The organism is Curtobacterium sp. C2H10 (assembly GCF_025407985.1).
Classification (GTDB): Bacteria; Actinomycetota; Actinomycetes; order Actinomycetales; family Microbacteriaceae; genus Curtobacterium.
Map to the genome: position 1 here is coordinate 1 of NZ_JABXGF010000056.1, position 23,008 is coordinate 23,008.

Consider the following 23,008-nt stretch of genomic DNA (forward strand, 5'->3'; position numbering starts at 1 on the left):
GTGCTGCACGTTGGGCGGCCGGTGCGGCTGGGGCGTGGCACGTTGGGTGGGCGGTGCGCGTTGCGGCCGGGCGGTGCGGGCGTGGCCGCGGCGACGGTTCGAACCACGGAACCGACGTCGAACCAGGCGAGCGGCGTGGTTCGACGTCGGAAGCGTGGTTCGACGTCGCGCTCGGCCGGGCGGCGCGGGCGGTGGGGCTGCGCGGTGTGCTCCGGGCAGTGCGGCCGACGTAGCGCTGGTGCGGCCGGAGGGTCGGGCGGTGCGGATTGCCGGCGCACAACGCAAGTGCGTTCGCGCCGTGCGATAGCGCGGTTCGGGCGGACTTTGGTTGCGCGGCAGCTTGGGGGCGGAGCGGGACGCCGTGCGGGAGTGGCGCGGGCGTCGGTGCGGGGCGCGGGCGGGCCGGCCGGTGCGCGCGTCGAACCACGGATCCGACGTGGAACCAGGCGAGCGGCGTGGTTCGGTGTCGGATTCGTGGTTCGGAGGCAGGCGAGCGGCGTGGTTCGACGCCAGGCCGGCCGCACCTCAGCCGGCGTTGCGGTGGGGCCAGCGGCCGTCGGCGGTGAAGGCCGGGTCGCGCTTCTTCCGCATGTAGTCCTGGAACGAGGACGCCTGCTCGGCGCACCAGCCGACCTGCTTGCGGTGGAGCTCCTCGGCGGAGACGCCGAGCTCCTCGGGGTACTTCGCCGCGATGGCCTGCGCGACACGCCCAGCCGCGATGGCATCGGCTCCGGCGTCGTGCGCATCGGAGAGGGTGACGCCGTAGAGCTCCGACGCGGCCTCGAGGGTGCGCTTGCCCTTGCGGTAGGTGTCGAGCGCCTTGTCGATCACGAGCGGGTCGACGACGTTCCCGATGACCGGGGAGGCGATGCCGTGGCGCTTGGCCTCGCGGTCGAGGACGGTGAGGTCGTACGGGGCGTTGTAGATGACGAGCGGGATGCCCCGGGCGAAGACGGCCTCGACCGCGGCGATGATCTCGGCGACGACCTCGGCGGCGGGGCGGCCGTCGGCGCGGGCGCGCTCGGTCGTGATGCCGTGGACGGCGGCGGCGCCCTCGGGGATCTCGACACCGGGGTCGGCGAGCCAGGCGCCCTCGACGATGGAGCGACCGGTCATGTCGATCAGGCCGACGTGGGCGGTGACGATCCGGGCGGTCTCGACGTCGACGCCGGTGGTCTCGAGGTCGAACACGCCGAGTGCGTGCCACCAGGGCCGACCCGAGAGGTCCTGGGCCGGAGCGGGGGAGTCGAGCTGCGCTGTGGGGAACGTCACGCGGTCAGGCTAACCGGACGCACCGACACGCCGAGACGCGACCCGCCCACCGGGCGCGACGCGACCGGACCGGGGACGCGACCCGCCCACCGGGCGCGACGCGACCAGACGGGGGACGCGACCCGCCCACCGGGGCCGAGCCGCGCCTCCAGGACGCCGCTACCCGACCGGCGCACCCACGTGCAGCCAGTAGAACGACTGTGTCCCCATCGTCAGCGTGACCTGGCCCTCCGCGTCGAACGACGGGAACGAGCCGCCGCCGAAGAGGTCGTACAACGGCCTCCCGGCGTACTCCGGCGCGGAGATGGTGACCGACGTCGGGTTGGTGGCGAAGGAGAACACGCAGAGGACGTCCTCGGCGGAGGGGCCGAACTGGTGGCCGGAGCCGGAGCCCTCCCACGACCGGACGAACGCGAGCACGGAGTCGTTCGAGGTGTCCTGCACGGCCAGCGAGCCGAGCCCGAACACCGGGTGCGCCTTCCGCACGTGGATCACGTTGCGGACCCAGTGCAGCAGCGACCGGGACTGGGCGAGCTGCGCCTCGACGTTGACCTGCGCGTAGTTGTACACGAGGGACTGGACGACGGGAAGGTACAGCTTGCCCGGGTCCGCGGTGGAGAAGCCGGCGTTGCGGTCCGGCGTCCACTGCATCGGCGTGCGCGAGGAGTCGCGGTCCGGCAGCCAGATGTTGTCGCCCATCCCGATCTCGTCGCCGTAGTAGAGGAACGGCGACCCCGGGAGGGAGAACAGCAGGGCGTGGATGAGCTCGAGCTCGGCGCGGGAGTTGTCGAGCAGGGGAGCGAGGCGTCGCCGGATGCCGATGTTCGAGCGCATCCGCGGGTCGTAGCCGTACCAGCCGTACATGGCCTGCCGGTACTCCTCGCTGACCATCTCCAGCGTGAGCTCGTCGTGGTTGCGGAGGAAGACACCCCACGCCGCGGAGGCCGGCACGTCGAGCGTCTCGGACAGGATCGCCTTGAGCTCGGCGGCGTGCTGCGCGCGGAGCGAGTAGAAGATGCGCGGCATCACCGGGAAGTCGAACGCCATGTGGCACTCGGGCTCCTCGTCGGTGCCGAAGAACGCGGCGGTCTCGCGCGGCCACTGGTTCGCCTCGGCGAGCAGGACGCGCCCGGGGTACTCGTCGTCCACCATCGCGCGGAGCTTCTTGATGAACTCGTGCGTCTCGGGTTCGCCCTCGCCGTTGCCCTCCTCCGACTCGAACAGGTACGGGATCGCGTCGAGCCGGAGCCCGTCCACGCCGAGGTCCAGCCAGTGCCGCACGACGTCGTACACGGCCTCGACGACGGCCGGGTTCTCGAAGTTGAGGTCGGGCTGGTGCGAGAAGAACCGGTGGAAGAAGAACTGGCGGCGGACCGGGTCGAAGGTCCAGTTCGACTCCTCGGTGTCCACGAAGATGATGCGGATGTTCTCGTAGTCGGTGTCCGTGTCGCGCCAGACGTAGAAGTCGCCGTAGGGGCCGTCCGGGTCCTCGCGGGACTGCTGGAACCACTCGTGCTGGTCGCTGGTGTGGTTGATCACCATGTCGATGACGATGCGCATGTTGCGTTCGTGCGACTTGGTGACGAGTTCGCGGAAGTCGTCGAGGGTGCCGAACTCGGGGAGGATCGCCTTGTAGTCGGCGATGTCGTACCCACCGTCGCGCATCGGCGACTGGAAGAACGGCGGCAGCCAGAGGGCGTCGACCCCGAGCCACTGCAGGTAGTCGAGCTTGCCGATGACGCCCTGGATGTCCCCGATGCCGTCGCCGTTCGAGTCGACGAACGAGCGGATCATGCACTCGTAGAAGACCGAGCGCTTGTACCACTGCGGGTCCAGTGTCAGGCCGGGGAGCTGGATCGGGGCGGTGAACGTCACCATGGACACGCTAGGCCGCGGTGCATGGAGTTGTCCGGAGAATGCACGGCCTGGAGGCGCGGGTCGTCCTCCACAGGCACGTCGCGGCCGCGAGTCGTCCACCATCCAGCGTGGGTGACGTCGGCGCACCGGCGCGCATTCGTAGACTGACGGGGATGCAACCGCCCGTGCTCTCCCCGTACCAGTCGCTGATGGCCGCCACCCCGGTCGTCCACCGCTCCGTGCAGGTCGACGGCCGCACCACCCACTTCTGGGAGTACGGCCCGTCCGACGCGACCCAGACGGTCCTCGCCGTGCACGGGTTCCGTGGCGACCACCACGGCCTCGAGACGATCGCCGCGCACCTCGACGGGGTCCGGGTGATCGTGCCGGACCTGCCCGGCTTCGGCATCTCCGATCCGCTGCCCGTGTCCGACATCGACTCCTACGTCGCGTGGCTGCGCGGCTTCCACGCGGCGCTCGGCCTCGGTGCGGACACCGTGGTGCTCGGGCACTCGTTCGGGTCGATCGTCGTGGCCGCCACGGTCGCCGCCGGCCTCGCGACGCGGTTGCTCGTGCTGGTGAACCCGATCGCCGCCCCGGCGCTGCAGGGTCCGCGTGCGGTCGGCACGGCGATCGCGATCGGGTACTACCGTGCCGGCGCTGTGCTGCCGAAGCCGCTCGGGCTCGGACTGCTCCGCAACCCGGCGATCGTGCGCGTGATGAGCCTGGCGATGCTCAAGTCGCACGACCGTGACCTCCGGCGCTGGGTGCACGACCAGCACGACCGGTACTTCTCGGCGTTCGCGAACCGCACGAGCGTGCTCGAGGCGTTCCGCACCTCGGTCACGCACGACGTCGCCGAGTACGCCGATCGCATCACCGTGCCGGTGCTGATGATCGCGGCCGAGCGCGACGACATCACGGCGGTGCCCGAGCAGCGTGCCCTGGCCGCACGCCTCGCGGACGCCGAGCTGGTCGTCGTGCCGCACGTCGGGCACCTCGTGCACTACGAGACGCCCGGCGCCGCTGCGTCCGCGGTGCTCCGACGGATGGCGGACGCCCCGAAGCGGGGCCGCAAGGGAGCGCAGCCGGGGTCCAAGCGTGCCCCGAAGGAGACACCGAACCCGCCGGCGACGCCGAAGCCGAAGGCGCCACCGACCCCGCCGGCCGACGGTGCCGCGTCGTGACCCGCCTGCGCATCGGGATCGACTGCCGCTACGTGCGCATCGGCCGCCACGACGGCATCAGCCGGTTCACGGCCGGCGTCGTCGCCCACCTGCCCGAGCGACACGACTACACCCTGCTCGTGCACGACGAGCGGCAGCTCGAGTCACTGCCGTCCGACCTGCCGTGGGAACTCCTGCCCGCGCCGACCGAGCCGGGGGAGCCCCTCGTCGCGCGGAAGGTCAACCGCCTCGGGCTCGACGCCGTCTTCTCGCCCATGCAGACCATGGGGTCCCGCGGTCGGCAGTACGCCCTCGTGCTGACCCTCCACGACCTGATCTACTACCGGAACCGGACGCCCCCGCGGGAGTTCTCGTGGCCCCTTCGCCTCGGCTGGCGTGCCTTCCACCTCAGCTGGGTGCCGCAGCGCCTGCTCCTGAACGGCGCCGACGGGGTCGTGACGGTGTCCGAGACGACCGCCGGCCTCATCGCCGAGCACCGGCTGACGAAGCGGCCGGTCACCGTCGCGTACAACGCCGCCGACCCCGCGACCCCTCGGCCCGAGGGCGGTCCGCGCGAGAAGTCCCTCGTGTACATGGGCTCGTTCATGCCGTACAAGAACGTCGAGACCCTGGCCGCCGCGATGCCGCTGCTCGGCGCGGACTGGGTGCTGCACTGCATGTCCCGGGTGTCCGCCGCCGATCGAGCGCGGCTCGAACGGCTCGCGCCGGCAGGGTCGATCGTGTTCCACGACGGCGCCTCCGACGACGAGTACCTGTCGGTGCTGCGGTCGGCGACGGCCCTCGCTACGGCGTCGTACGACGAGGGCTTCGGCATCCCGCTCGTCGAGGCGATGGGCGTCGGCACGCCGGTGGTCGTCAGTGACATCCCGATCTTCCGCGAGATCGGCGGGGACGTCGCAGAGTACTTCGACCCGTCGTCGCCGTCGGCCGTCGCGGCTGCGGTGCGCCGGCTCGAGGCACGGTGGGACGAGGCCTCGCGGGCATCGGTCGTGCAGGCCGGGCGGTTCCGGTGGGAGACCTCGGCGGAACAGGTCGTCCGCGCAGTGGAGCAGGCGGTCGCGGCCCGCGGGGCCACCCCCGGGCAGTAGGCCGGCCCGAGCCAGCAGACGTCGGCTACCGGTCGCGCGCACCGACCCGCCTCAGGACGCCGGCCGCTCCGCCGACACCGTGGCCCCCGGGAACACCGCCTGCGCCTCCTGCGTCGCCTTCGCCACCACGGCGTCGAGCGCAGCCCCGCGCCCGATCGTCTCGACCGTGATCGCCTGGTCGGCCGGCTCGTCCGACGGGCCGCCGTCGCCCCAGGAGCACCGCACGCCCGAGACACCGCCGATCGCGTCGAGCTGCCGGGCGAGCGTCAGACGCTGTTCCGTGGTCCGCTCGTCCGGGGAGACCCCGATCTCGAGCGCACCGAGGTCCGCCACGGCGAACACCCGGACGCCGTTGCCGCTCGCCGTCTTCGCTGCGGCGCGCAGGTCGTCGACGACCGCGGTCCGTTCCTCGTCGGAGAGCGTCGGCGACACCGTGACGGTGGACTCGACGTCGTAGCTCGCGAACGAGGTCTTCTTCGGTTCCGAGTCGCGCACGCCCTCGACGCCGTCGAGGTCCCGCGCGGCGCTGCCGAACCGGTCGAGCGCGGCATCGGGGCGGGGGAACACGCCACCGACGCCGTTCTGCACGCTGCCGATGATGGTGACGAGCACGACGGCGAGCACACCGGCCGCGATGATCACGCCCACACCGACCAGGGCGCTGCGTCGGACACGCTGCCGCGGGGTCCGCACCGGGACGGATGCCGTGCCCGGGCCGAAGGCACGATCGAGGTCGTCCGGATCGGGCGACTGCGGCCAGCCGGGCCGAGCGCCCCCACCACCGGGTCCGTCGACGGTCATGTCAGCCCCCTCACACGCTCGGGTCTGCGAGTGCATCGGAGCCTAGTACGACACCACCGACAGCGCGCAGCGGCTCGCCCCGGCGGCGCCCTGCGGCGGCTACCCGCGGCGCTCGAGCGGGTTCTGGTACTCGAAGGCGTACCGGCCGGGCCCGTCCGAGACCCCGTCGATCGGGTCGTCGAACCGCACGAGCTCGGCGTGGAAGCGCTCGGGGTCCCACCGGAACGAGTGCACGGACCCGTTCCGGATCGGGGTGCTGTGCCGGTCGGCGGTGCCTGGGGCGGCGGCGTTGACGATGCTGCGGATCACGGCACCGTGGGTCGCGACGACGACGCTGCCGGCGTCGTACCGGACCGCGATCTCGGCGAGTGTCTCGGTGACGCGGTCGAGCAACGCGCTGCGGGACTCGCGGCCGGGGACGTCGTCGTGCGGGTAGCGCTCGCGGACCTCGTCGTCGGTCAGGCCCTCGGCCTCGCCGTAGGAGCGTTCCGCCAGCCCTGCGTACGTGGCGGGCGCTGCGAGACCGAGGTGGTCCGCGATGATCGAGCCGGTCTCGGACGCCCGGGACAGCGGCGACGCGACGACGGCGTCGAACCGCCGGCGGTCGAGCAAGGTCGCGGTGGAGCGGGCCTGTCGGCGTCCGGTGTCGTTCAGGGGGATGTCCGTCGAGCCCTGGATGCGCCGTTCGGCGTTCCAGTCGGTCTCGCCGTGCCGGACCAGGTACAGGAGCGTCGTCACCGCACGATCATCCCAGACGCGGCGCGGTACCTCATCCCAGACGCGGCGCGGCACCTCGTCCCGGACGCGGCGCGGCACCTCATCGCAGCCGTGCCGCCAGGGCTTCGAGCGTCTCGGTCGTGCCGGCGTCGATCTTGACCGCTGCCCGCGGGTCGCTGCGGGTCGTGCCGCGGTTCACGATGACCACGGGGTGCTTGCGTCGTGCGGCGTGGTCGACGAGCCGGACGCCGGAGTTCACGGTGAGGGACGAGCCGACGACGAGGAGCGCGTCGGCCTCGGCGACGATGGAGACCGCCTCGCGGAACTTCTCGGCCGGGACGAACTCGCCGAAGAACACCACGTCGGGCTTCAGCACCCCGCCGCACACCGAGCAGTCCGGCACCCGGAAGCGCTCGACGTCGGTGATCTCGACGTCGCCGTCGGGCTGGAGCTGCACCGACCCGGGCTCGTCGATCCACGGGTTGTCCCGGTCGAGCACGGTCGCGAGGTCGGCGCGCGAGAACACCTGCCCGCAGGTGAGGCAGACGGCACGGTCCATCGACCCGTGGATCTCGACGACCCGACGGGATCCGGAGCGGAGGTGCAGTCCGTCGACGTTCTGCGTGACGACCCCCGTGACGATGCCGTCGCGTTCGAGTGCCGCGAGGGCCTGGTGCCCGGCGTTCGGACGGGCCGAGGCGAAGGTGCGCCAGCCGAGGTGCGAGCCGGCCCAGTAGCGCTGCCGCTTGGCGGGGTCGGCGCGGAACTCCTGGAAGGTCATCGGCTTCCGGACGACGCGGCCGGCGCCCCGGTAGTCGGGGATGCCGGAGTCCGTGCTGAGTCCGGCGCCGGAGAGCACGGCGATGCGCTTGCCGGCGAGGAGCTCGACGGCGCGGTCGAGGGCGTGCGCGGACGCGGTCGCGCTCGCGGGGCTGGTCGGTTCGCTCGTCGCCATCGTGTTCACGGTACCCTCAACAGCCGACCGCCCCGGTCACTTCCCGTGGACGACGCCAGGCCGTGCCCCGCCGCCACCGGCCCCCACACCGACCCCGAAACGAGCCCCGTGCACGCCGTCCGCATCGACTCCCTCGACGACCCCCGCCTCGACGACTTCGCCAGGCTCACCGACGTCGCCCTGCGGCGCGTGTCCGAGCCGGAGGGCGGCCTGTACATCGCCGAGTCGAACACGGTCATCGAGCGAGCGGTCCGCGCCGGGCACGTCCCGCGGAGCGTGCTGGTCCAGGAGAAGTGGCTCGACAGCGTGCTCCCGGTCGTCGCGGACCACGACGGCCCCGTGTTCGTCGGCCCCGACGACCTGCTCGAGGACCTCACCGGCTTCCGGATGCACCGCGGCGCCATCGCCGCGATGCACCGCCCGGAGCTGCCGAGCGTCGCAGACGTGGTGCGTGACGCCAGGGTCGTGGTGGTGCTCGAGGACATCGTCGACCACACCAACGTCGGCGCCGTGTTCCGGAGCGTCGCTGGCCTCGGAGCCGACGCCGTCCTGGTCAGCCCCCGCTGCGCCGACCCGCTGTACCGGCGCAGCGTCCGCGTCAGCATGGGCACGGTGCTGCAGGTGCCGTGGACCCGCATCGGCGACTGGCCGGCCGCCGGCGAGGAGCTCCGGGCGCAGGGCTTCCACCTCGCCGCGATGGCCCTGACGGACCGCTCGGTGGACCTCGACGCGTTCGTCGCGGACGTCCCGGACCGCGTGGCGCTCGTGATGGGCACCGAGGGGCAGGGCCTCACGCCGGCGGCGATCGCGTCCGCCGACACGACCGTGCGCATCCCGATGGCGCACGGCGTCGACTCGTTGAACGTCGCCGCGGCGAGCGCCGTCGGGCTCTGGGCGGTCACGCACGCGCAGCGGCTCGCTTCCGCGCGGGCCTGAGGGGCCGGGAGGCGCGGGTCGCCTCCGTCGTCCGGCGCGCCTCAGCGGGTCGTCAGGTCCCGTGCGCGGCGCACCAGGTCCCGGTCGGTGCCGACCGCGCCGACCAGGCACACGCCGACCGGGGCGTCGTCGACGGTGAGGGCGGGGGCGCTCACCGCGGGGAGGCCGCCCACGCTCGCGAGGCTCGTCAACCCCGTCGTCGCGGTCCTGGTGCGCTCGAGTGCGGCGGCGTCGGCGGACACGAGCGGCGCGGGGCCCGGCACGGTCGGGAACACGAGGGTCAGGCCGACCAGCGCCTGGCGGATGGTGTCCCGGACGACGCCGAGGCGCTGGACCGCGTCGGCGGTGGCGGCGGGGTCGTTCGCCGCGGCTGCTGCGAACCGGTCCCCGACGACGGTGCTCAACGCGCCGGGGTGTCGGGCGATCCAGGCTCCGTGGGCGGCGACGGCCTCGGCGGCCTGCACCAGGCGGAGCAGTTCGCGGAGCTCGTCGGGGGCGGGGACGCCGAGGTCCGCGAGCCGGACCCGATCGGGTTCGTCGTCGAGGGACCGGGTGAACGCGGAGAACGCCGTGGCGGTGTCGGGGTCGACCAGGGCGAGCAGGTCCTCCGGGACGACGAGGGGTGTCGGTGCCGGGGCCGTACCGGGGTCGGGCACGGTGGCGTCGAACGCGGCGAGGAGCGTCTCGGCGTCGCGGGTGAGCCACCCCACGGTGTCGAAGGACGGTGCGAGGGGGAGCAGACCGTCGCGGGGGACCGTGCCGTGGGTCGTCCGGAGGCCCCAGAGCCCCTGGTACGAGGCGGGGACCCGGACGGACCCGGCGGTGTCCGTGCCGATCCCGATGTCGGCCGTCCCGAGACCGACGGCCGACGCGGAGCCGCTGGACGAGCCTCCTGGCAGCCGCGTCGGGTCCGCGGCGTTCGGCGGTGTGCCGTGGTGCTCGTTCCGTCCGGTGAGGTTGTACGCGAACTCGTCGGTGCGCGCGATCCCGCGGATCGCCGCACCGGCGGCGAGGAGCGCCGCGACCGCCGGTGCCGCGGCCGTCTCGACGCGCGCCTCGCGCAGGAAGGTGGGGTTGCCGGCACCGACGGGTTGGCCGGGCACGGCGTAGAGGTCCTTGACCGCGACGGTGCGCCCGTCGAGCGGCCCGGTGGCGCTGGGTGCGACGAGCGGGTCGCCGACGGCCCGCCAGACGGTCGGGTCGAAGGCGCGGGGGCGGCCGGTCACGTGTGCTGACTCGATCCGCCAGCGCACGACGGGGCCGGTGTCGTCGTGTGCGGTCGTGCGGCGCCACAGCTGGGTCTGGAGGCCGTGGCCGCCGGCGGCGAACCGGGACACCGACACGACGAGGGCGAGGTCCTCGGCGAGGGGCCGGACCTCGACCCGCGTCAGCGTCCGGGTGGCGACCCCACCGCGGGCTCCGCGGAAGGCGCTGATCGCGTCGTGGCCGACGAGCAGCCTGCGGTCGTCGCCGCGCATCGTGCCGGGTGCGTCGACGAACGCGTCGTCGAGGGCGTCGAGGTCGTTCGTCAGCAGGGCGGCCTCGTACGCGTCGAGTGCCTCGAGGAGACCCTCGGGGGCGTCGGGGTGCGTGGTCATCGGGCGGGCTCCTCGAAGTCGGCCTTGCGGATGCGGGCGTGGACACCGGTGACGAGGTCGACCACCTGCGAGATGTCGAAGTCCGTCGCGGCGGAGAGGTAGGCGTACGCCAGGTGCGGCTCCATCCCCCAGCGCGCACCGAGGATCGCGACGGCGTGCCGGACGCACTCCCGGACGGCCTCGTCGAGGTCGGGGTCCATCCCGGTGGGGACGAGGTACTCCTGGGTCTCGGCGACCGGCCACACGAGGTCGCCGAACCGGCTCGCGGCCTCGTCGGCCGGTGTCAGGTCGAACCGGACCGTCGCGCGGAGCGAGGCCTCCATCGCGGTGAGCGCCACCTCGCCGTCGCCCTGCGCGAAGTGCGGGTCGCCGACGTACGCGAGCGCACCGGGCACGAGGACGGGCAGGTGCAGCTGCGTGCCCGCCTGCAGGAGGTTCACGTCGATGTTCCCGCCGTGGCGGCCCGGCGGGACCGAGTGCCGGCGCTCCCCGGGGGTCGCGACGCCCATGATCCCGAGGAACGGGGCGAGCGGGAACCGGGCGAACCGTTCGCGGGCGGGTGTCAGGGGGATGCGGCCGCGGAGTCCGGCGGGGGAGTCGACGACGTCGGCGAAGACGCTCACGGTGGTGCCGTCGACGGGGTACTCGCCGTGCAGCGCGCCCCGGCCGTGGCGGTTCGACACGACGCCGTAGTGCACGCGGGGGAGCGTGTCGACGACGGTCATGGTGAGGACGTCCCCCGGTCGTGCGCCCGCGACGCCGACGGGCCCGGACACGACGTGCGGTCCGTCTGCGTCGGGGTCGCGGCGTCCGGTCCGGGCGATCGCGACGGCGTCGTCGAGCACGTGCTCCGGTGCGACGCCGTGCGTGGCGAAGAAGGCACGTGGGTCGCTGCCCTGGTCGGGGAGGATCCCCTCGTGGCTGACGGTGTCGATCGTCACCGACTCGCCCGGCACGACGGTGATCGCCGGGCGGTCGTCGGCGTTCGGCAGCCGTCCCCAGAGGACGGTGTCCGGGTCGACCGGCAGGTACCGGTCGGCGCGGACCGGTCCCCTTCCGGGCTGGAGGGTCGGGATCGCGGGGGTCGTCATCGGTCGGCCGTCCGTTCGACGAGGTGGGCGACGTCGGCGAGGTGGTCGGTCATCGCCGCGCGGGCGGCCCCCTCGTCGTGTCGGCGGATGCAGTCGAGGATCCGCTCGTGCCACACGAACGACGACCGGCGGCCCTCGCTCGTGCTGTGGGACCGGGCGCGGACGTCCTGCACCCAGCCGCTGCTGAGCTCGCACAGGGAGACCAGGAGTGGGTTGCCGGAGGCCCGGGCGACCTGCACGTGGAACGCGACGTCCTGCGCGAGGGACTCCTCGGGGCTGAGGCCGGCGTGCGTGGCCTGCAGGATCCGTTCGAGCGCGAGCAGGTCGGCCTCGCCGGCACGGGCTGCGGCGAGCGCGGCGACCTGGGGCTCGACGACGGTCCGGAACTCGGCGACGTTCTCGGCCCGGTGCGCGAGGTCCTCGGCGTGCCCGACACCGGTCTGGCGTTCGAGGAGCGCGGTGGCCTCCTCGGACCGGGGGAGCACGACCGTCCCGCGACCGGGCGTCCGGGACACGAGGCGTCGACGTTCGAGTTCCTGCATGGCCTCGCGGACGGTCGTGCGCGACACGGCGAGGTCCTCGGCCAGGGTCCGTTCCGGGGGCAGCTTGTCGCCCGGAGCGAGGTCCTCGAGCACCAGGCGCGCGAGGTGCGCGGCGGTGGCGGCGCTCAGGGTGCGTCCTCGTTGCATGGGCAGGAGCCTAGGGTCCATTGGTCTGCTTGGCTCATTGGTACGACCAACTTTTACACGCCCGTCACACGCTGCGACGGAGCCGGAAACACGACGGGCGAATGGTGGGTGGCGTCAACCGACCACCGATGAAGAAGAGGGGTCCGTCGTGGACCTGGTCCTCCGCAACGCCCGCCTGGTCGACGAGCCCGGCCTCGTCGACGTCGTCGTCGAACACGGCACGATCACCGCGGTGACCGCAGCCGTCGGCACCGTGCCCGGCGACCCCGCCACCCGGGTCGTCGACTGCGCCGGCCGCGTCGTCGTGCCCGGGTTCGTCGAGTCGCACCTGCACGTCGACAAGGCCCTGCTCGACCGGGAACGTCCGAACCCGGACGGGACGCTCGCCGGGGCGATCGCCGTCACCGGGGAGCTCAAGCGCGGGTTCACGCACGGCTCGGTCCGGGACCGCGCGCGCACCCTGCTCGACCAGGCGATCACGAACGGCACGACGCTGGTCCGCGCACACCCCGACGTCGACCCGATCGTCGGGTTGACCGGCGTCGAGGTCCTGCTGGGGCTCCGCGACGAGTACCGCGACGCCCTCGACCTGCAGATCGTCGCGTTCCCGCAGGAGGGCATCGCGAAGGCGCCGGGGACGCTCGCACTCCTGCGCGAGGCGCTCGGTGCCGGCGCGGACGTGATCGGCGGCTGCACGTACAACGAGCGGACCCTCGCCGCGTGCCACGAGCACGTCGAGACCGTCCTCGACCTCGCCGAGGAGTTCGACGTGCCGGCGGACCTGCACGCCGACTTCGCCGACGACACGAGCGACCCGCGGTTCGCCCTCGCGCGGGTCATCGCCGACGCCGTCGTCCGCCGCGGGATGCAGGGCCGGGTCGCGCTCGGGCACATGACCTCGTCCGCGAGCCTGCCCTCGACCGAGCGGGCCGACCTGTTCGCGCGGCTCGCCGAGGCGGGGGTCGCGGTCGTCCCGCTGCCGGCGACCGACCTGCACCTCGGCGGTCGCGCCGACGACCACGACGTCCGCCGCGGTGTCGTCCCGGTCCGCGACCTCTGGGCCGCGGGCGTCACGAGCGCGTACTCGTCGAACAACGTGCGGAACGCCTTCACCCCGTTCGGCAACGCCGACCTGCTCGACATCGGGCTGCTGCTCGCGCAGGTCGGGCACCTGTCCGGGCCGGAGGACCTCGCCCGCGTCCTCGACATGGCGACGACCTCGGCCGCACGGGTCGTCGGGATCGCCGAGACCTACGGCATCCGTCCCGGCGCCGACGCCGACCTCGTGCTGCTCTCCACCACCGACCCGGCGGGCGTGCTGCTCGACCGCCCGGACCGCGCCCTCGTCGTGAAGCGCGGCCGCGTCGTCGCCGAGACCACCCGCACCACCGTCCTCACCACCGGCACCACCCGATCGAAGGAGCTCAGCAATGCGTGAACGGATCCCGCACGAGATCGTCGCCTCCGTCCTGGCCGGCGCCACCGCGTTCATCGGGGGCACGGCGCTGAACCTGCCCACCTGGGCGATCTTCATCAGCTGGGCGGGGATGTTCCTGCTCGGGCCGAAGCCCACGCTCCGGAACGCCACCCGGCTCTGGGCGACGATGCCGGTGGGGTCGACGTTCGCCCTCGTCATCGTGCTCGTCGACCAGCGGATCGGCACGCTCCTCGGCGACGGACAGTTCGCCCGGAACGTCGTGCTCGGCGTCGTGATCCTCGTGTGCAACACCGCGCTGATGTGCACCGGCCGGGTCCGTGCGTTCGCGCTGGTCCCCGGGATGTTCCTCGGGTTCGCGTCCTTCTTCGCGACGTACTTCGGCGGCTTCGGCTTCGCACCGGGCAACGGGTGGGCAGCGTGGGTGTCCGTCGTGGTGATGAACGCCGCCGGCCCCGTCTTCGCGTACCTGTCGCGGAGGTGGACCTTCGCGCGCCCGACGGGACCCGACGGCGGTGGGGCCGGCGTCCCGTCGGACGCGACGGCTGCCGTCGGGGGCGAGCCGCGCCTCCAGTCCGACCCCGCACCGACGCGCGCCTAGCGCGTCCTCGCAGCCACGGGGTACCCGCCCCCGGTACGCTCGGTTCCCGTGTCACGAGTCGTCCGCCGCCCCCGTTCCGCCGTCCGGAGGCCGGTGACCATCTCGGTCGTCGCCGTGCTCGTGCTGGCGGTCGGCTACCTCGTGGCCGCAGCGGTCGTGCCGTTCGCCCCGGCGAGCGCCTCGACCACGACGTACTCCGCGCCCACGTCGTCGGTGCCGGACCTGACGTTCCCCGGCTACGGCGCCACCGCGGTCGAGGCCACCGACTTCCCCGAGAGCCTGCGCACGAGCGGCGACACGAAGCCCCGGTCGATCGCGAGCATCTCGAAGGTCGTCACGGCGCTCGTCGTGCTCGACGAGAAGCCGCTGCAGCCGGGGGAGTCCGGCCCGACGATCACCTTCAGCCCCGGGATGCAGGCGCTGTACGCGAAGTACCTCGCGGTGAACGGCGAGGTCGCGCCGATGCCCGCCGGCCTCCAGCTCTCGGAGTACCAGACGCTCCAGGTCATGCTCATGAAGTCGGCGAACAACTACGCCGGGTCACTGGCGCTCTGGGCCTTCGGGTCGATGGACGCCTACCGCCAGGCGGCGGACGAGTGGCTCGACGAGCACGGACTCGACCACACCACGATCGAGGAGCCGACCGGCCTCGACGCGCACAACACCTCGACGGCCACCGACCTCGTCGAACTCGGGCAGCTCGCCCTCGCGAACCCGGTGGTGAAGGAGGTCGTCGGCACGAAGCAGGTCACGGTGCCCGGCGCCGGCGCGATCGAGAACTCGAACAAGCTCCTCGGACTCGACGGTGTCGAGGGCATCAAGACCGGCACGCTCGACGAGGCCGGCGCCTGCCTGCTCTTCGCGGCAACGTACGAGCGCGGCGGCAAGGAGGTCACGGTCGTCGGCGCGATGCTCGGCGGCGTCGACCACGACTCGCTCGACGTCGACGTCCAGCGGCTGCTCCGGTCGGTCGCCGACAACTTCCAGGTCGTCACGCTCGCCCACGCCGGGCAGACCTTCGGCACGTTCTCGACACCGTGGCAGGACGAGGCGGACGCGGTGTCGCAGTCCGCGGCCGAGGTGCTCGTGTGGGGGCGGACGAAGGTGTCCGCGAGGACGAAGCTCGAGCAGATCACCCTCGGGACGAAGGGGGAGCGGGTCGGCACGGTGCGGTTCACCATCACGGACCACGACCCGGTGACGGTGCCGCTCGTGCTCGAGCGGCCGATCGACGACCCGGGCGTCTGGTGGCGGTGGACGAACCCGTTCCAGGGCGCGTGACGGTGCCGGCCTCCGTGCGGCCGTGGCGGCCGTCCGACGCGCCGGTGCTGCTGAGGGCTTCGGCGGACCCGGAGCTCGCGCGCCAGTTCGGCGGCGTGCGGTTCGACGACGTCGCTGCGGCGGAGGCGTTCATCGGGGCGACGTACCGGTTCGACGGGCACGCCCGGTACTGGGCGGTCGTCGCGAAGGTCGCTGACGTCGCGGACGTCGCTGACGCGGCGGACGGGCGGCCCGGGTCGGACGGCGCCGGGTCGGGCGGCGCCGGGGCCCGCGTCGTCGGCTGCGTCGGGGTGACGGCCATCGAGCACACCCACGGCACCGCCTGGGTCTCGTACTGGCTCACACCGGAGGCCCGCGGCCGGGGCCTGGCGACCCGCGCACTCGCCGCCGCCGCCGAGGACGCCTTCGCCCTCGGCCTGCACCGCCTCGAACTCGGGCACCGCACGAACAACCCGGCGTCGTGCGCTGTCGCGACCCGGGCGGGGTTCCGCGCCGAGGGAGTGGAACGCGAGAAGCTCCGCTACGGCGACGACCGCTTCGACGTCGAGACCCACGCCCGCCTGGCGACCGACCCGACCCCCGACACCGTGCCACTGCCCCGCGACCCGGCCAGCCCGCCGCACCGCGACCCGGCCAGCCCACTGCCCCGCGACCCGGCCAGCCCGCCGCCCCGCGACCCGGCCGACGCGCGCCGGGGCGTTTGAGCCCTCACCGGCCGACGGCGCGCTCGACCATCGCGCACGGGACGGTCGCGTCCCACCCCGCGATCCTGGGCATCGCGCCGACCCGGACGGTGTCGCCCGGGTGCGCCGCGCAGTACGACGCTCGGTGCTCGATCTCGGCGGACCACTGCGGCCCGTGCTCCCGGAGCGGCACCGCCCCGCCCCCGGCCACGAACGCGACGAGCGAGGCGGCGACGAGCACCCCGCCCGCTGCCCGCCACGACCACCGTGCGCGGGCGAGGAGCACGTCGGCGACGAGGACCACCGCCGCGGTCAGGAACATCGACGACGCAGCCGCGTACCGCAGGGGCGCCGTGCTCGCCCACGCCGCGGCGGTGAACGAGGACCACGTCGTGCCGGGCGTGCGGTTCACGATGAGCGCCGCGTACCAGACGACGCCGGCGCCGACGCTCACGGCGAGGAGCATCCACCGGGTCCGCCAGTCCGCCAGGACGAGGGCGGCCACGACCGCGACCACGAGGAGCACGGCCGGCACGGTGACGACCCACCAGCCGTGGGCGGCGACGGACGCCCCGACCGCACGCACGTCGGCGTTCCCGCTGCCGCCCACCACCTGGGCGACGAACCCGGCGGTCATGTCCCGGAACGAGGTGATGCCACCCCGGTGCGTGGCGGAACGGGGGTGCGTCAGCGCTGCCGTGACCTGTGCCGCGACACCGAGCACCGCGACCGCTGCGACGGGGATGACCCGACGCTGCCGACGGCCCAGCAGCAGGAGCGGCAGGAACACGGCGGCCTGGATCTCGCTCGTGGTCACGACCGCCACCGCGACGGCGGTCCACGCGGACGACCACCAGCTCCGCGGACGGTGGGCGAGCAGCCACGGTGCCGCGAAAAGCAGGTACCAGTGCAGGTTCGCCGCGGTCCCGGCGATCTCGACGGGCGCCAGCGGGACGAGGGCGGGGACGGCCGCGAGGAGCACCCGGAGCGGCCAGGCCCGCACCACGCCGCGCGCCAGGACGAAGACGGTTCCGCACACCGCGCCGAGGACCGCGCACGACATCGCCGAGACGGACAGCGCGTACAGGTCGATCCGCCCGAGCGCGACGGCGGCGTCGACCACCAGCCGGGGCAGGACGTGCAGGTAGCCGTCGTACGGGTGCCACACCGAGCGGACCGGGCCGAGGGCGAGCCGGTCGGTGAGGAAGCGCCCGGAGTCCTCCGCCCAGGCGACGCCGCGGGCCGGGCTCCCGATGCGGACCCACGCGAGCAGGCCGGTGGCGATGGCGACGAGGAGCGCCCAGACCGCCGTGGTCGGTCGTCTCCGCGGGTGGTCCGCCGTCGTCATCGGACCCCCTCGTGCCGTCGTGCCGTCCGTGCTGTGCTGCTGCCGATCGATCCTGGCGTGCGCCGGTGGACGGCACCCGTGACGCAGATGCCGTGACTCTCAGACAGACCGACGAGGACACGGACCGAAGCGCTGCACGTGACGACCCGCGGCGACGTAGTGTCGGACGGGTGACGACGACGTTCCCCCGGTCCACCCCGTCCGCCCTCGGCATCGACGCCCGTGGCCTCGCCCGGTTCCTCGACGCCCTCGAGTCGACGCCCGACGTCGAACCGCACAGCATCGTGCTGCTCCGCCACGGTCAGGTGGCCGCCCAGGGCTGGTGGCAGCCCTACGCCGAGGACCGCGTCCACCTGCTCTACTCCCTCAGCAAGAGCTTCACCGCCGCCGCGGTCGGGATCGCCGTCCGCGAGGGGCTCATCGACCTCGACGCCACCGCCCTCTCGTACTTCCCGGAGCTCGACGCCGAGATCACCGACGAACGCAGCCGCCGCATCCGCGTCCGGCACCTGCTCGCGATGGCGAGCGGCCACCGCGAGGAAGCCCTCGACCGCGCCCGCTCCGCCGACCCGGAGAACCTCGTCCGCGGGTTCCTGCTCACGCCGCCCGACGATGAGCCCGGCACCGTCTTCGCGTACAACCAGCCGTGCACCTACACGCTCGCCGCCATCGTCCGGCGGGTCAGCGGCGGCACCCTGGTCGACTACCTGCGCCCGCGGCTGCTCGACCCGCTCGGCATCGACGACCTGGCGTGGCGCCGGGACGAGACCGGCGCTGAGCTCGGGTTCAGCGGGTGCTACGCCCCGACGTCGGCGATCGCCGCGCTCGGCCAGCTGTACCTGCAGCGCGGCGTGTGGGCGGGCGAGCGGATCCTCGACGAGGACTGGGTCGCCGCCGCCACGAGCACGCAGGTGGCGAACCCCGACGAGGGCAACCCGGACTGGTCGCAGGGCTACGGCTTCCAGTTCTGGATGGCCCGCCACGGCTTCCGCGGCGACGGCGCCTACGGCCAGTTCTGCGTCGTGCTGCCGGAGCAGGACCTCGTCCTCGCGCTCACCGGCCAGAGCCTCGACATGCAGGCCGTCCTCGACGCGGCCTGGCAACACCTCCTGCCCGCCGTCGACGCAGCGGACCTCGTCGCGGCCGCGGATGCGGACCTGGAGGCGCGGGTCGCCTCCCTTGGGCTGCCAGCGGTGCAGGGCGGTCGCCTCCCCGACCTCGGCGCCGGTCCGTTCCGCGGTGACGGCATCGACCGGATCGACTTCAAGCACGACGGCGACCGGTGGCGTGCGGCCCTCGAGGTCGACGGCGGGACGCTCTCGGTACCGGTCGGCGAGGGGGAGTGGGCGGTCGACGGTCCTCTCGCCGCGAGCGGTGCGGTCGCACCGGACGGCACCGTGCTCGTCGACGTCCGGTTCGTGGAGACGCCGCACCTCGCGCACGTGCGCATCGACCTCGCGGCCGGGACCGCCACCGCGTCGTGGGCGACCGAGCCGCTGCACGACGGTCCGCTGACCCTGCGCCGCCCCGCCGACTGATCGAGCGCTACGGGGTGTCGGACTTGTGCTCGACGACGTCCTGCAGCTCGGGTCGCTTCGGGGTCACGCCGTCGCCCGAGGACGTGTGCTTGATCCGCCGGACCACCCACGGCACGAGGTACTCGCGCGCCCAGCCGAGGTCCTCGGCGCGGGCCTCCCGCCACGGACGGGCCTCGAGCGGCTCGGGGTTGAACGGTTCGAGCCCGTGCTCGACGCCGAGCGCGTCCAGCACCGCGGCGGCGACGGTCGCGTGGCCCATCGGGGAGTGGTGCAGCCGGTCCGGAGCCCACATCCTCGGGTCGCGGAGGACCCGGAGCGCCCACATGTTCGCGACGAGGGCGCCGTGCTTCAGCGCGATGGCGTGCAGGTTCTCGTTGTAGATCGCCGTCTTGCCGCGGACCATCCCGAGCACCGGGGTCATGCCCACGTCCGGACCGGTGAAGAGCACCACGGTGGCGCCGTCGCTCCGTAGCCGGGACACCATCGCGTCCACTCGCTCGGCGAGCTCGTCGGGGTCGGAGCCCGGCCGGATGATGTCGTTGCCACCGGCCGACACCGTGACGAGGTCGGGACGGAGGGCGAGTGCCGGTTCGACCTGCTCGTCGATGATCTGCTGCAGGAGTCGCCCGCGGATCGCCAGGTTGGCGTAGGCGAAGTCCTCGGACTGGTTCGCCAGGACCTCGGCCACCCGGTCCGCCCAGCCACGGTTCCCGCCGGGGACGGTGGGGTCGGGGTCGCCGATCCCCTCGGTGAACGAGTCACCGATCGCGACGTACCTGGACCACGGATGACGATCTGACACTCCTCGGACCATAGTCTCGTGGCATGACGAAGGCCAACCCCGCGGCGGTGCTGGGCGACGAGCTGCTGGAGCGCATCGCCGCCCGCGCCCCCGGCTACGACGCCGCGAACGCGTTCTGCACCGAGGACCTCGACGAACTCCGGGCGGCCGGCTACCTGCGGCTCGGGGTGCCCGTCGAACGCGGCGGTGCCGGGCTCGGGCTCGCCGCGACGACCGCGGTGCAGCGGCGGCTCGCGGAAGCCGCACCGGCGACGGCGCTGGGACTCGGGATGCACCAGGTCTGGGTGCAGGCGGCGCGCGCCGTCACTGCGCGGGGTGGGTCGTTCCTCCAGGCCGTCACCGACCACGCGGCGGACGACCACCTGCTCGCGTTCGGTGTGAGCGAGCCGGGCAACGACGCCGTCCTCTTCGACTCGTTGACGACTGCGGAGCCGGACGGCGACGGCGGCTACCGCTTCACGGGGACGAAGGTCTTCACTTCGCTGGCCCCGGCGTGGGACGTGCTGAGCGTGTTCGGCAAGGACGGGTCCGGGCCGGAGCCGCGGCTCGTGCACGGTTTCGTGCTGCGGTCCGACGGCGACGACGAGCACCTCGACGACTGGGACACCCTCGGGATGCGGGCGACGCAGAGTCGCACGACGAAGCTGCACGGCGTGCACGTGCCGGCGGACCGGATCGTGCGGACCCTGCCCGTCGGGCCGAACCATGACCCGCTCGTGTTCGGCGTCTTCGCGGCGTTCGAGCTGCTCGTGGCGTCGGTGTACGTCGGGATCGCCGCGCGTGCGGTGTCACTCGCGGTGTCGGCGGTGCGGTCGCGCACGGCACTCGACGGGACACCGCGGTCCGCGGACCCGGACGTGCGCCGGGCGATCGCGGACATGCGCGGGACGGTCGACGCGATCGAGCTGCAGGTGACCTCGCTCGCCCGGTCGGTCGACGAGCTCGACGACCTCGGGCCGCGGTGGTTCCCGTTGCTCGTCGGGACGAAGGCCCGGGCGGTCGACGCGGCGCAGCACGTCGTGGACGAGGCGATGCGGGTCGTGGGCGGTGGCGCCTACCGGGCCGGTGGCGAGCTCGCGCGCCTGGCCCGGGACGTCCGGGCGGGCCAGTACCACCCGTCGTCGCGGGACTCGGCGGCGCGGACGATCGCGGCGTCGGTGCTGGGGCCGCTCGCACCGTAGCACCGCCGCGCGCCCCAACTAGTTCGCTTGCGGTACCATTGGCCTCCCCAGCGAACAGGACGCGGCCGGAGCGTGCCGAGGACCGAGACCACGAACCGGACCGCCCCGCGGCGACGGACCCGCACCCAGCGACTGACGGACCGTGCCCTCGCACTCGACCCGGGGCTCGTGAAGACCGACGGTGCCCTCCGCACCCTCGTCGCCGTCCCGGCCGGCATGGCCGTCGGGTACGCGATCGCCACGGCGTTCGGCCTGCCGGCGATCCTCGGCGTGATGATCGGCGCGATGCCGGCCTTCATCACCTGCCTGGTCATCGTCGACCCGAGCACGGGCCAGACCGCCGCGCGCACCGGCGCGGTCCTCGTGCCGTTCGTCGTCGCACTCGCCGGGAGCATCGCCCTGCAGCCGTTCCGGCTCCTCGAACTCGTCCTCATCGTGGTGCTGCTGTTCGTGCAGTTCGCGGCGGCCTCGTGGGGCGTGTGGGCGGCGGACGCGGCGATCGTCGGGTTCGCCGGGTACCTCTGCGGACTCCTGCTGCCCCTGCCCGAGACGAGCGTCGTCCCGCTCGGGCTCGTCGTCGCGGGCTCCCTCGCCGTGACGATCGTCGTCCGCCTGCTGTTCCGGCCGGACCCGCACCGGGCGCTGCTCCGGACCCTTCGCGGGTTCGTCGCCCGGGGGTCCGACGTGCTCGAGGCCGCCGCCGCGGTCCTGGCCGCCGGAGCCGTCGGCGCTGCCGCGGACGACCAGCGCGCCCGCCGCCGTGCCCTCCGCCGGCTCGGACGCGCTCGTGACCGGTACCACGAGATCGCCCTGACGGTCGACGGCATGCTCGCCGCGAGCGGGGTCGACGCCGACACCACCGCCGAGGAACTGCACCGCCTGGTGTTCGACACGCACTTCGCGATCGACGAGCTCGGCCGCGCGGCCGGGGCGCTGGTCGAGCAGGGCGCGCCGTCGGACGTCCGGCACGCCGCGCTCCGGGCCGTCACGCTCGTCCTCCGGCACGGCGGCAGCCACGGCCGGGAGGCAGCGCACACCCTCCTTGCACGCTACGGGATCACGGCCTCGGCGGCCGACGACGGATCCCGGACGACCGCGCTCGTCCGCCGCATGGCCGCCGAGTTCGCCGACCTGCGGTCCGCCGGACTCCGGTGGCGCGAGCTCCGCGACGAGCTGCCCTGCCGCGGTGCCGGCGTGCCCTTCGCCACGCCGGTGATCATCGCCGGCGGGCGCCCGGCCGGAGCCGTGCCGGTCGTCGCGGACGCCGTCGCCGAGGGCCCGTGGCGCCGCTGGCACCTCACCGCGTCGCTCCGGACCGCCGTCCACGCCGCCATCGCCGTCGCGATCGTCGAACCCCTCGCCCTCCTGCTCGACGGGAGCCGGTTCTACTGGGGCGTCATCGGCGTGATGATCGTCCTCGCCGGCACGAACACCACGCACGAGCGGATCCGGAAGGGCCTCCACCGCGGCGTCGGGACGGTCGTCGGGGGAGCGGTCGGGATCGTCCTCGTGCACCTGCTCGGCACGACGCACCCGTGGGTGACGATCGTGCTCGTGTGCGTCCTGCTCGCCGTCGGCACGTACGGCTTCGGCGGCGTGTACTCGGTCTGGGCCGCGTGCCTCGTGGTCGTCCTCTGCCAGGTGTACGCGTTCTCCGGCACCTTCACGGACGCCCTCATCCCGATGCGGCTCGCCGAGAACCTGCTCGGTGCCGCGGTCGCGGTGCTCGTCAGCGCGGTCGTCTTCCCGATCGCCACCCGTGCCGTCATCCGGCGCGCGGTGCGCCGGCAGCTGGTCGCCGTCCGCGCGTTCGTGCTCGCGCTGGTGGGGGTCGAGGACGACGACGAGGCGGACGCGGCCGACACGGCGGAGGCGGACCGCGCCCGGCGTGACCTGCGCGCCCGGTCGCGCGCGGTCGACGCCGCCACCTACCAACTGGACGCCGTCC

At 73.6% G+C, this 23,008-nt stretch carries 20 protein-coding genes; 10 read left to right on the forward strand and 10 right to left on the reverse strand.

Annotation, left to right across the window (positions count from 1 at the left end):
- Positions 1 to 525 precede the first annotated feature (525 nt).
- Both HWD93_RS15670 and treS read right to left on the reverse strand, forming a co-directional pair.
- Positions 526 to 1,272, reverse strand: coding sequence for a 3'-5' exonuclease (locus tag HWD93_RS15670; RefSeq protein WP_175473596.1), 747 nt, complete (start codon positions 1,270 to 1,272; stop codon positions 526 to 528).
- 159 nt (positions 1,273 to 1,431) lie between these two features.
- Entirely contained in the window at positions 1,432 to 3,147 is a 1,716-nt protein-coding gene (gene treS / locus HWD93_RS15675; protein WP_261647306.1) for a maltose alpha-D-glucosyltransferase, read from the reverse strand.
- Between the two features lie 155 nt (positions 3,148 to 3,302).
- On the opposite strand from treS, the gene HWD93_RS15680 reads away from it, so the two are divergent.
- Both HWD93_RS15680 and HWD93_RS15685 read left to right on the forward strand, forming a co-directional pair.
- A complete protein-coding gene (locus tag HWD93_RS15680; RefSeq protein WP_261647307.1) occupies positions 3,303 to 4,316 on the forward strand; it encodes an alpha/beta fold hydrolase in 1,014 nt (337 codons plus the stop codon).
- Between the two features lie 5 nt (positions 4,317 to 4,321).
- Complete coding sequence (locus tag HWD93_RS15685; RefSeq protein ID WP_261647322.1) at positions 4,322 to 5,404, forward strand: glycosyltransferase family 1 protein; 1,083 nt, start codon at positions 4,322 to 4,324, stop codon at positions 5,402 to 5,404.
- Between the two features lie 51 nt (positions 5,405 to 5,455).
- Here the strand turns inward: HWD93_RS15685 and HWD93_RS15690 are convergent, their stop codons facing one another.
- The 3 genes from HWD93_RS15690 to HWD93_RS15700 form a co-directional block, all read right to left on the reverse strand.
- On the reverse strand, positions 5,456 to 6,205 hold the full coding sequence (locus HWD93_RS15690) for a hypothetical protein (protein WP_261647308.1): 750 nt from the start codon (positions 6,203 to 6,205) through the stop codon (positions 5,456 to 5,458).
- Positions 6,206 to 6,304: 99 nt separating this feature from the next.
- A complete protein-coding gene (locus HWD93_RS15695) occupies positions 6,305 to 6,943 on the reverse strand; it encodes a histidine phosphatase family protein (RefSeq protein WP_261647309.1) in 639 nt (212 codons plus the stop codon).
- Positions 6,944 to 7,022: 79 nt separating this feature from the next.
- The gene (locus HWD93_RS15700; protein WP_261647310.1) at positions 7,023 to 7,877 is read right to left on the reverse strand and encodes an NAD-dependent protein deacetylase; all 855 of its coding nucleotides are present in this window, start codon (positions 7,875 to 7,877) and stop codon (positions 7,023 to 7,025) included.
- 108 nt (positions 7,878 to 7,985) lie between these two features.
- Between HWD93_RS15700 and HWD93_RS15705 the strand changes: the two genes are divergently transcribed.
- Positions 7,986 to 8,813, forward strand: coding sequence for an RNA methyltransferase (locus HWD93_RS15705; protein WP_070419033.1), 828 nt, complete (start codon positions 7,986 to 7,988; stop codon positions 8,811 to 8,813).
- Positions 8,814 to 8,854: 41 nt separating this feature from the next.
- Here the strand turns inward: HWD93_RS15705 and HWD93_RS15710 are convergent, their stop codons facing one another.
- The 3 genes from HWD93_RS15710 to HWD93_RS15720 are packed head-to-tail and all read right to left on the reverse strand — an operon-like array spanning position 8,855 to position 12,191.
- Complete coding sequence (locus HWD93_RS15710; RefSeq protein ID WP_261647311.1) at positions 8,855 to 10,411, reverse strand: AtzH-like domain-containing protein; 1,557 nt, start codon at positions 10,409 to 10,411, stop codon at positions 8,855 to 8,857.
- Entirely contained in the window at positions 10,408 to 11,502 is a 1,095-nt protein-coding gene (locus tag HWD93_RS15715) for an acetamidase/formamidase family protein (protein ID WP_261647312.1), read from the reverse strand. The genes HWD93_RS15710 and HWD93_RS15715 overlap by 4 nt, the downstream gene beginning before the upstream one ends.
- On the reverse strand, positions 11,499 to 12,191 hold the full coding sequence (locus HWD93_RS15720; protein ID WP_261647313.1) for a FadR/GntR family transcriptional regulator: 693 nt from the start codon (positions 12,189 to 12,191) through the stop codon (positions 11,499 to 11,501). The genes HWD93_RS15715 and HWD93_RS15720 overlap by 4 nt, the downstream gene beginning before the upstream one ends.
- Positions 12,192 to 12,339: 148 nt before the next feature.
- Here HWD93_RS15720 and HWD93_RS15725 point away from each other — a divergent pair, with 148 nt between their 5' ends.
- From HWD93_RS15725 to HWD93_RS15740, 4 genes are read left to right on the forward strand one after another with little or no spacing between them, the layout of a single operon-like run.
- Entirely contained in the window at positions 12,340 to 13,629 is a 1,290-nt protein-coding gene (locus tag HWD93_RS15725; RefSeq protein WP_261647314.1) for an amidohydrolase family protein, read from the forward strand.
- Positions 13,622 to 14,227: a DUF1097 domain-containing protein gene (locus HWD93_RS15730; protein WP_261647315.1), complete on the forward strand. Its 606-nt coding sequence runs from the start codon at positions 13,622 to 13,624 to the stop codon at positions 14,225 to 14,227. The genes HWD93_RS15725 and HWD93_RS15730 overlap by 8 nt, the downstream gene beginning before the upstream one ends.
- 48 nt (positions 14,228 to 14,275) lie before the next feature.
- Positions 14,276 to 15,508 (forward strand): D-alanyl-D-alanine carboxypeptidase, encoded by a 1,233-nt coding sequence (locus HWD93_RS15735; RefSeq protein ID WP_261647316.1) that lies wholly within the window; start codon positions 14,276 to 14,278, stop codon positions 15,506 to 15,508.
- A gap of 14 nt (positions 15,509 to 15,522) precedes the next feature.
- Entirely contained in the window at positions 15,523 to 16,212 is a 690-nt protein-coding gene (locus HWD93_RS15740; RefSeq protein WP_261647323.1) for a GNAT family N-acetyltransferase, read from the forward strand.
- Positions 16,213 to 16,216: 4 nt separating this feature from the next.
- Here the strand turns inward: HWD93_RS15740 and HWD93_RS15745 are convergent, their stop codons facing one another.
- A complete protein-coding gene (locus HWD93_RS15745; protein WP_261647317.1) occupies positions 16,217 to 17,539 on the reverse strand; it encodes a hypothetical protein in 1,323 nt (440 codons plus the stop codon).
- A gap of 170 nt (positions 17,540 to 17,709) precedes the next feature.
- Between HWD93_RS15745 and HWD93_RS15750 the strand changes: the two genes are divergently transcribed.
- Positions 17,710 to 19,077: a serine hydrolase gene (locus HWD93_RS15750; RefSeq protein ID WP_261647318.1), complete on the forward strand. Its 1,368-nt coding sequence runs from the start codon at positions 17,710 to 17,712 to the stop codon at positions 19,075 to 19,077.
- Positions 19,078 to 19,084: 7 nt separating this feature from the next.
- On the opposite strand, the gene HWD93_RS15755 is transcribed toward HWD93_RS15750, so the two are convergent.
- Entirely contained in the window at positions 19,085 to 19,879 is a 795-nt protein-coding gene (locus tag HWD93_RS15755; RefSeq protein ID WP_261647319.1) for an SGNH/GDSL hydrolase family protein, read from the reverse strand.
- A gap of 23 nt (positions 19,880 to 19,902) precedes the next feature.
- Between HWD93_RS15755 and HWD93_RS15760 the strand changes: the two genes are divergently transcribed.
- Both HWD93_RS15760 and HWD93_RS19585 read left to right on the forward strand, forming a co-directional pair.
- The gene (locus HWD93_RS15760) at positions 19,903 to 21,060 is read left to right on the forward strand and encodes an acyl-CoA dehydrogenase family protein (protein ID WP_261647320.1); all 1,158 of its coding nucleotides are present in this window, start codon (positions 19,903 to 19,905) and stop codon (positions 21,058 to 21,060) included.
- 72 nt (positions 21,061 to 21,132) lie between these two features.
- Positions 21,133 to 23,008 (forward strand): FUSC family protein (locus HWD93_RS19585; protein ID WP_261647321.1); only part of this gene is annotated, 1,876 nt, incomplete at its 3' end.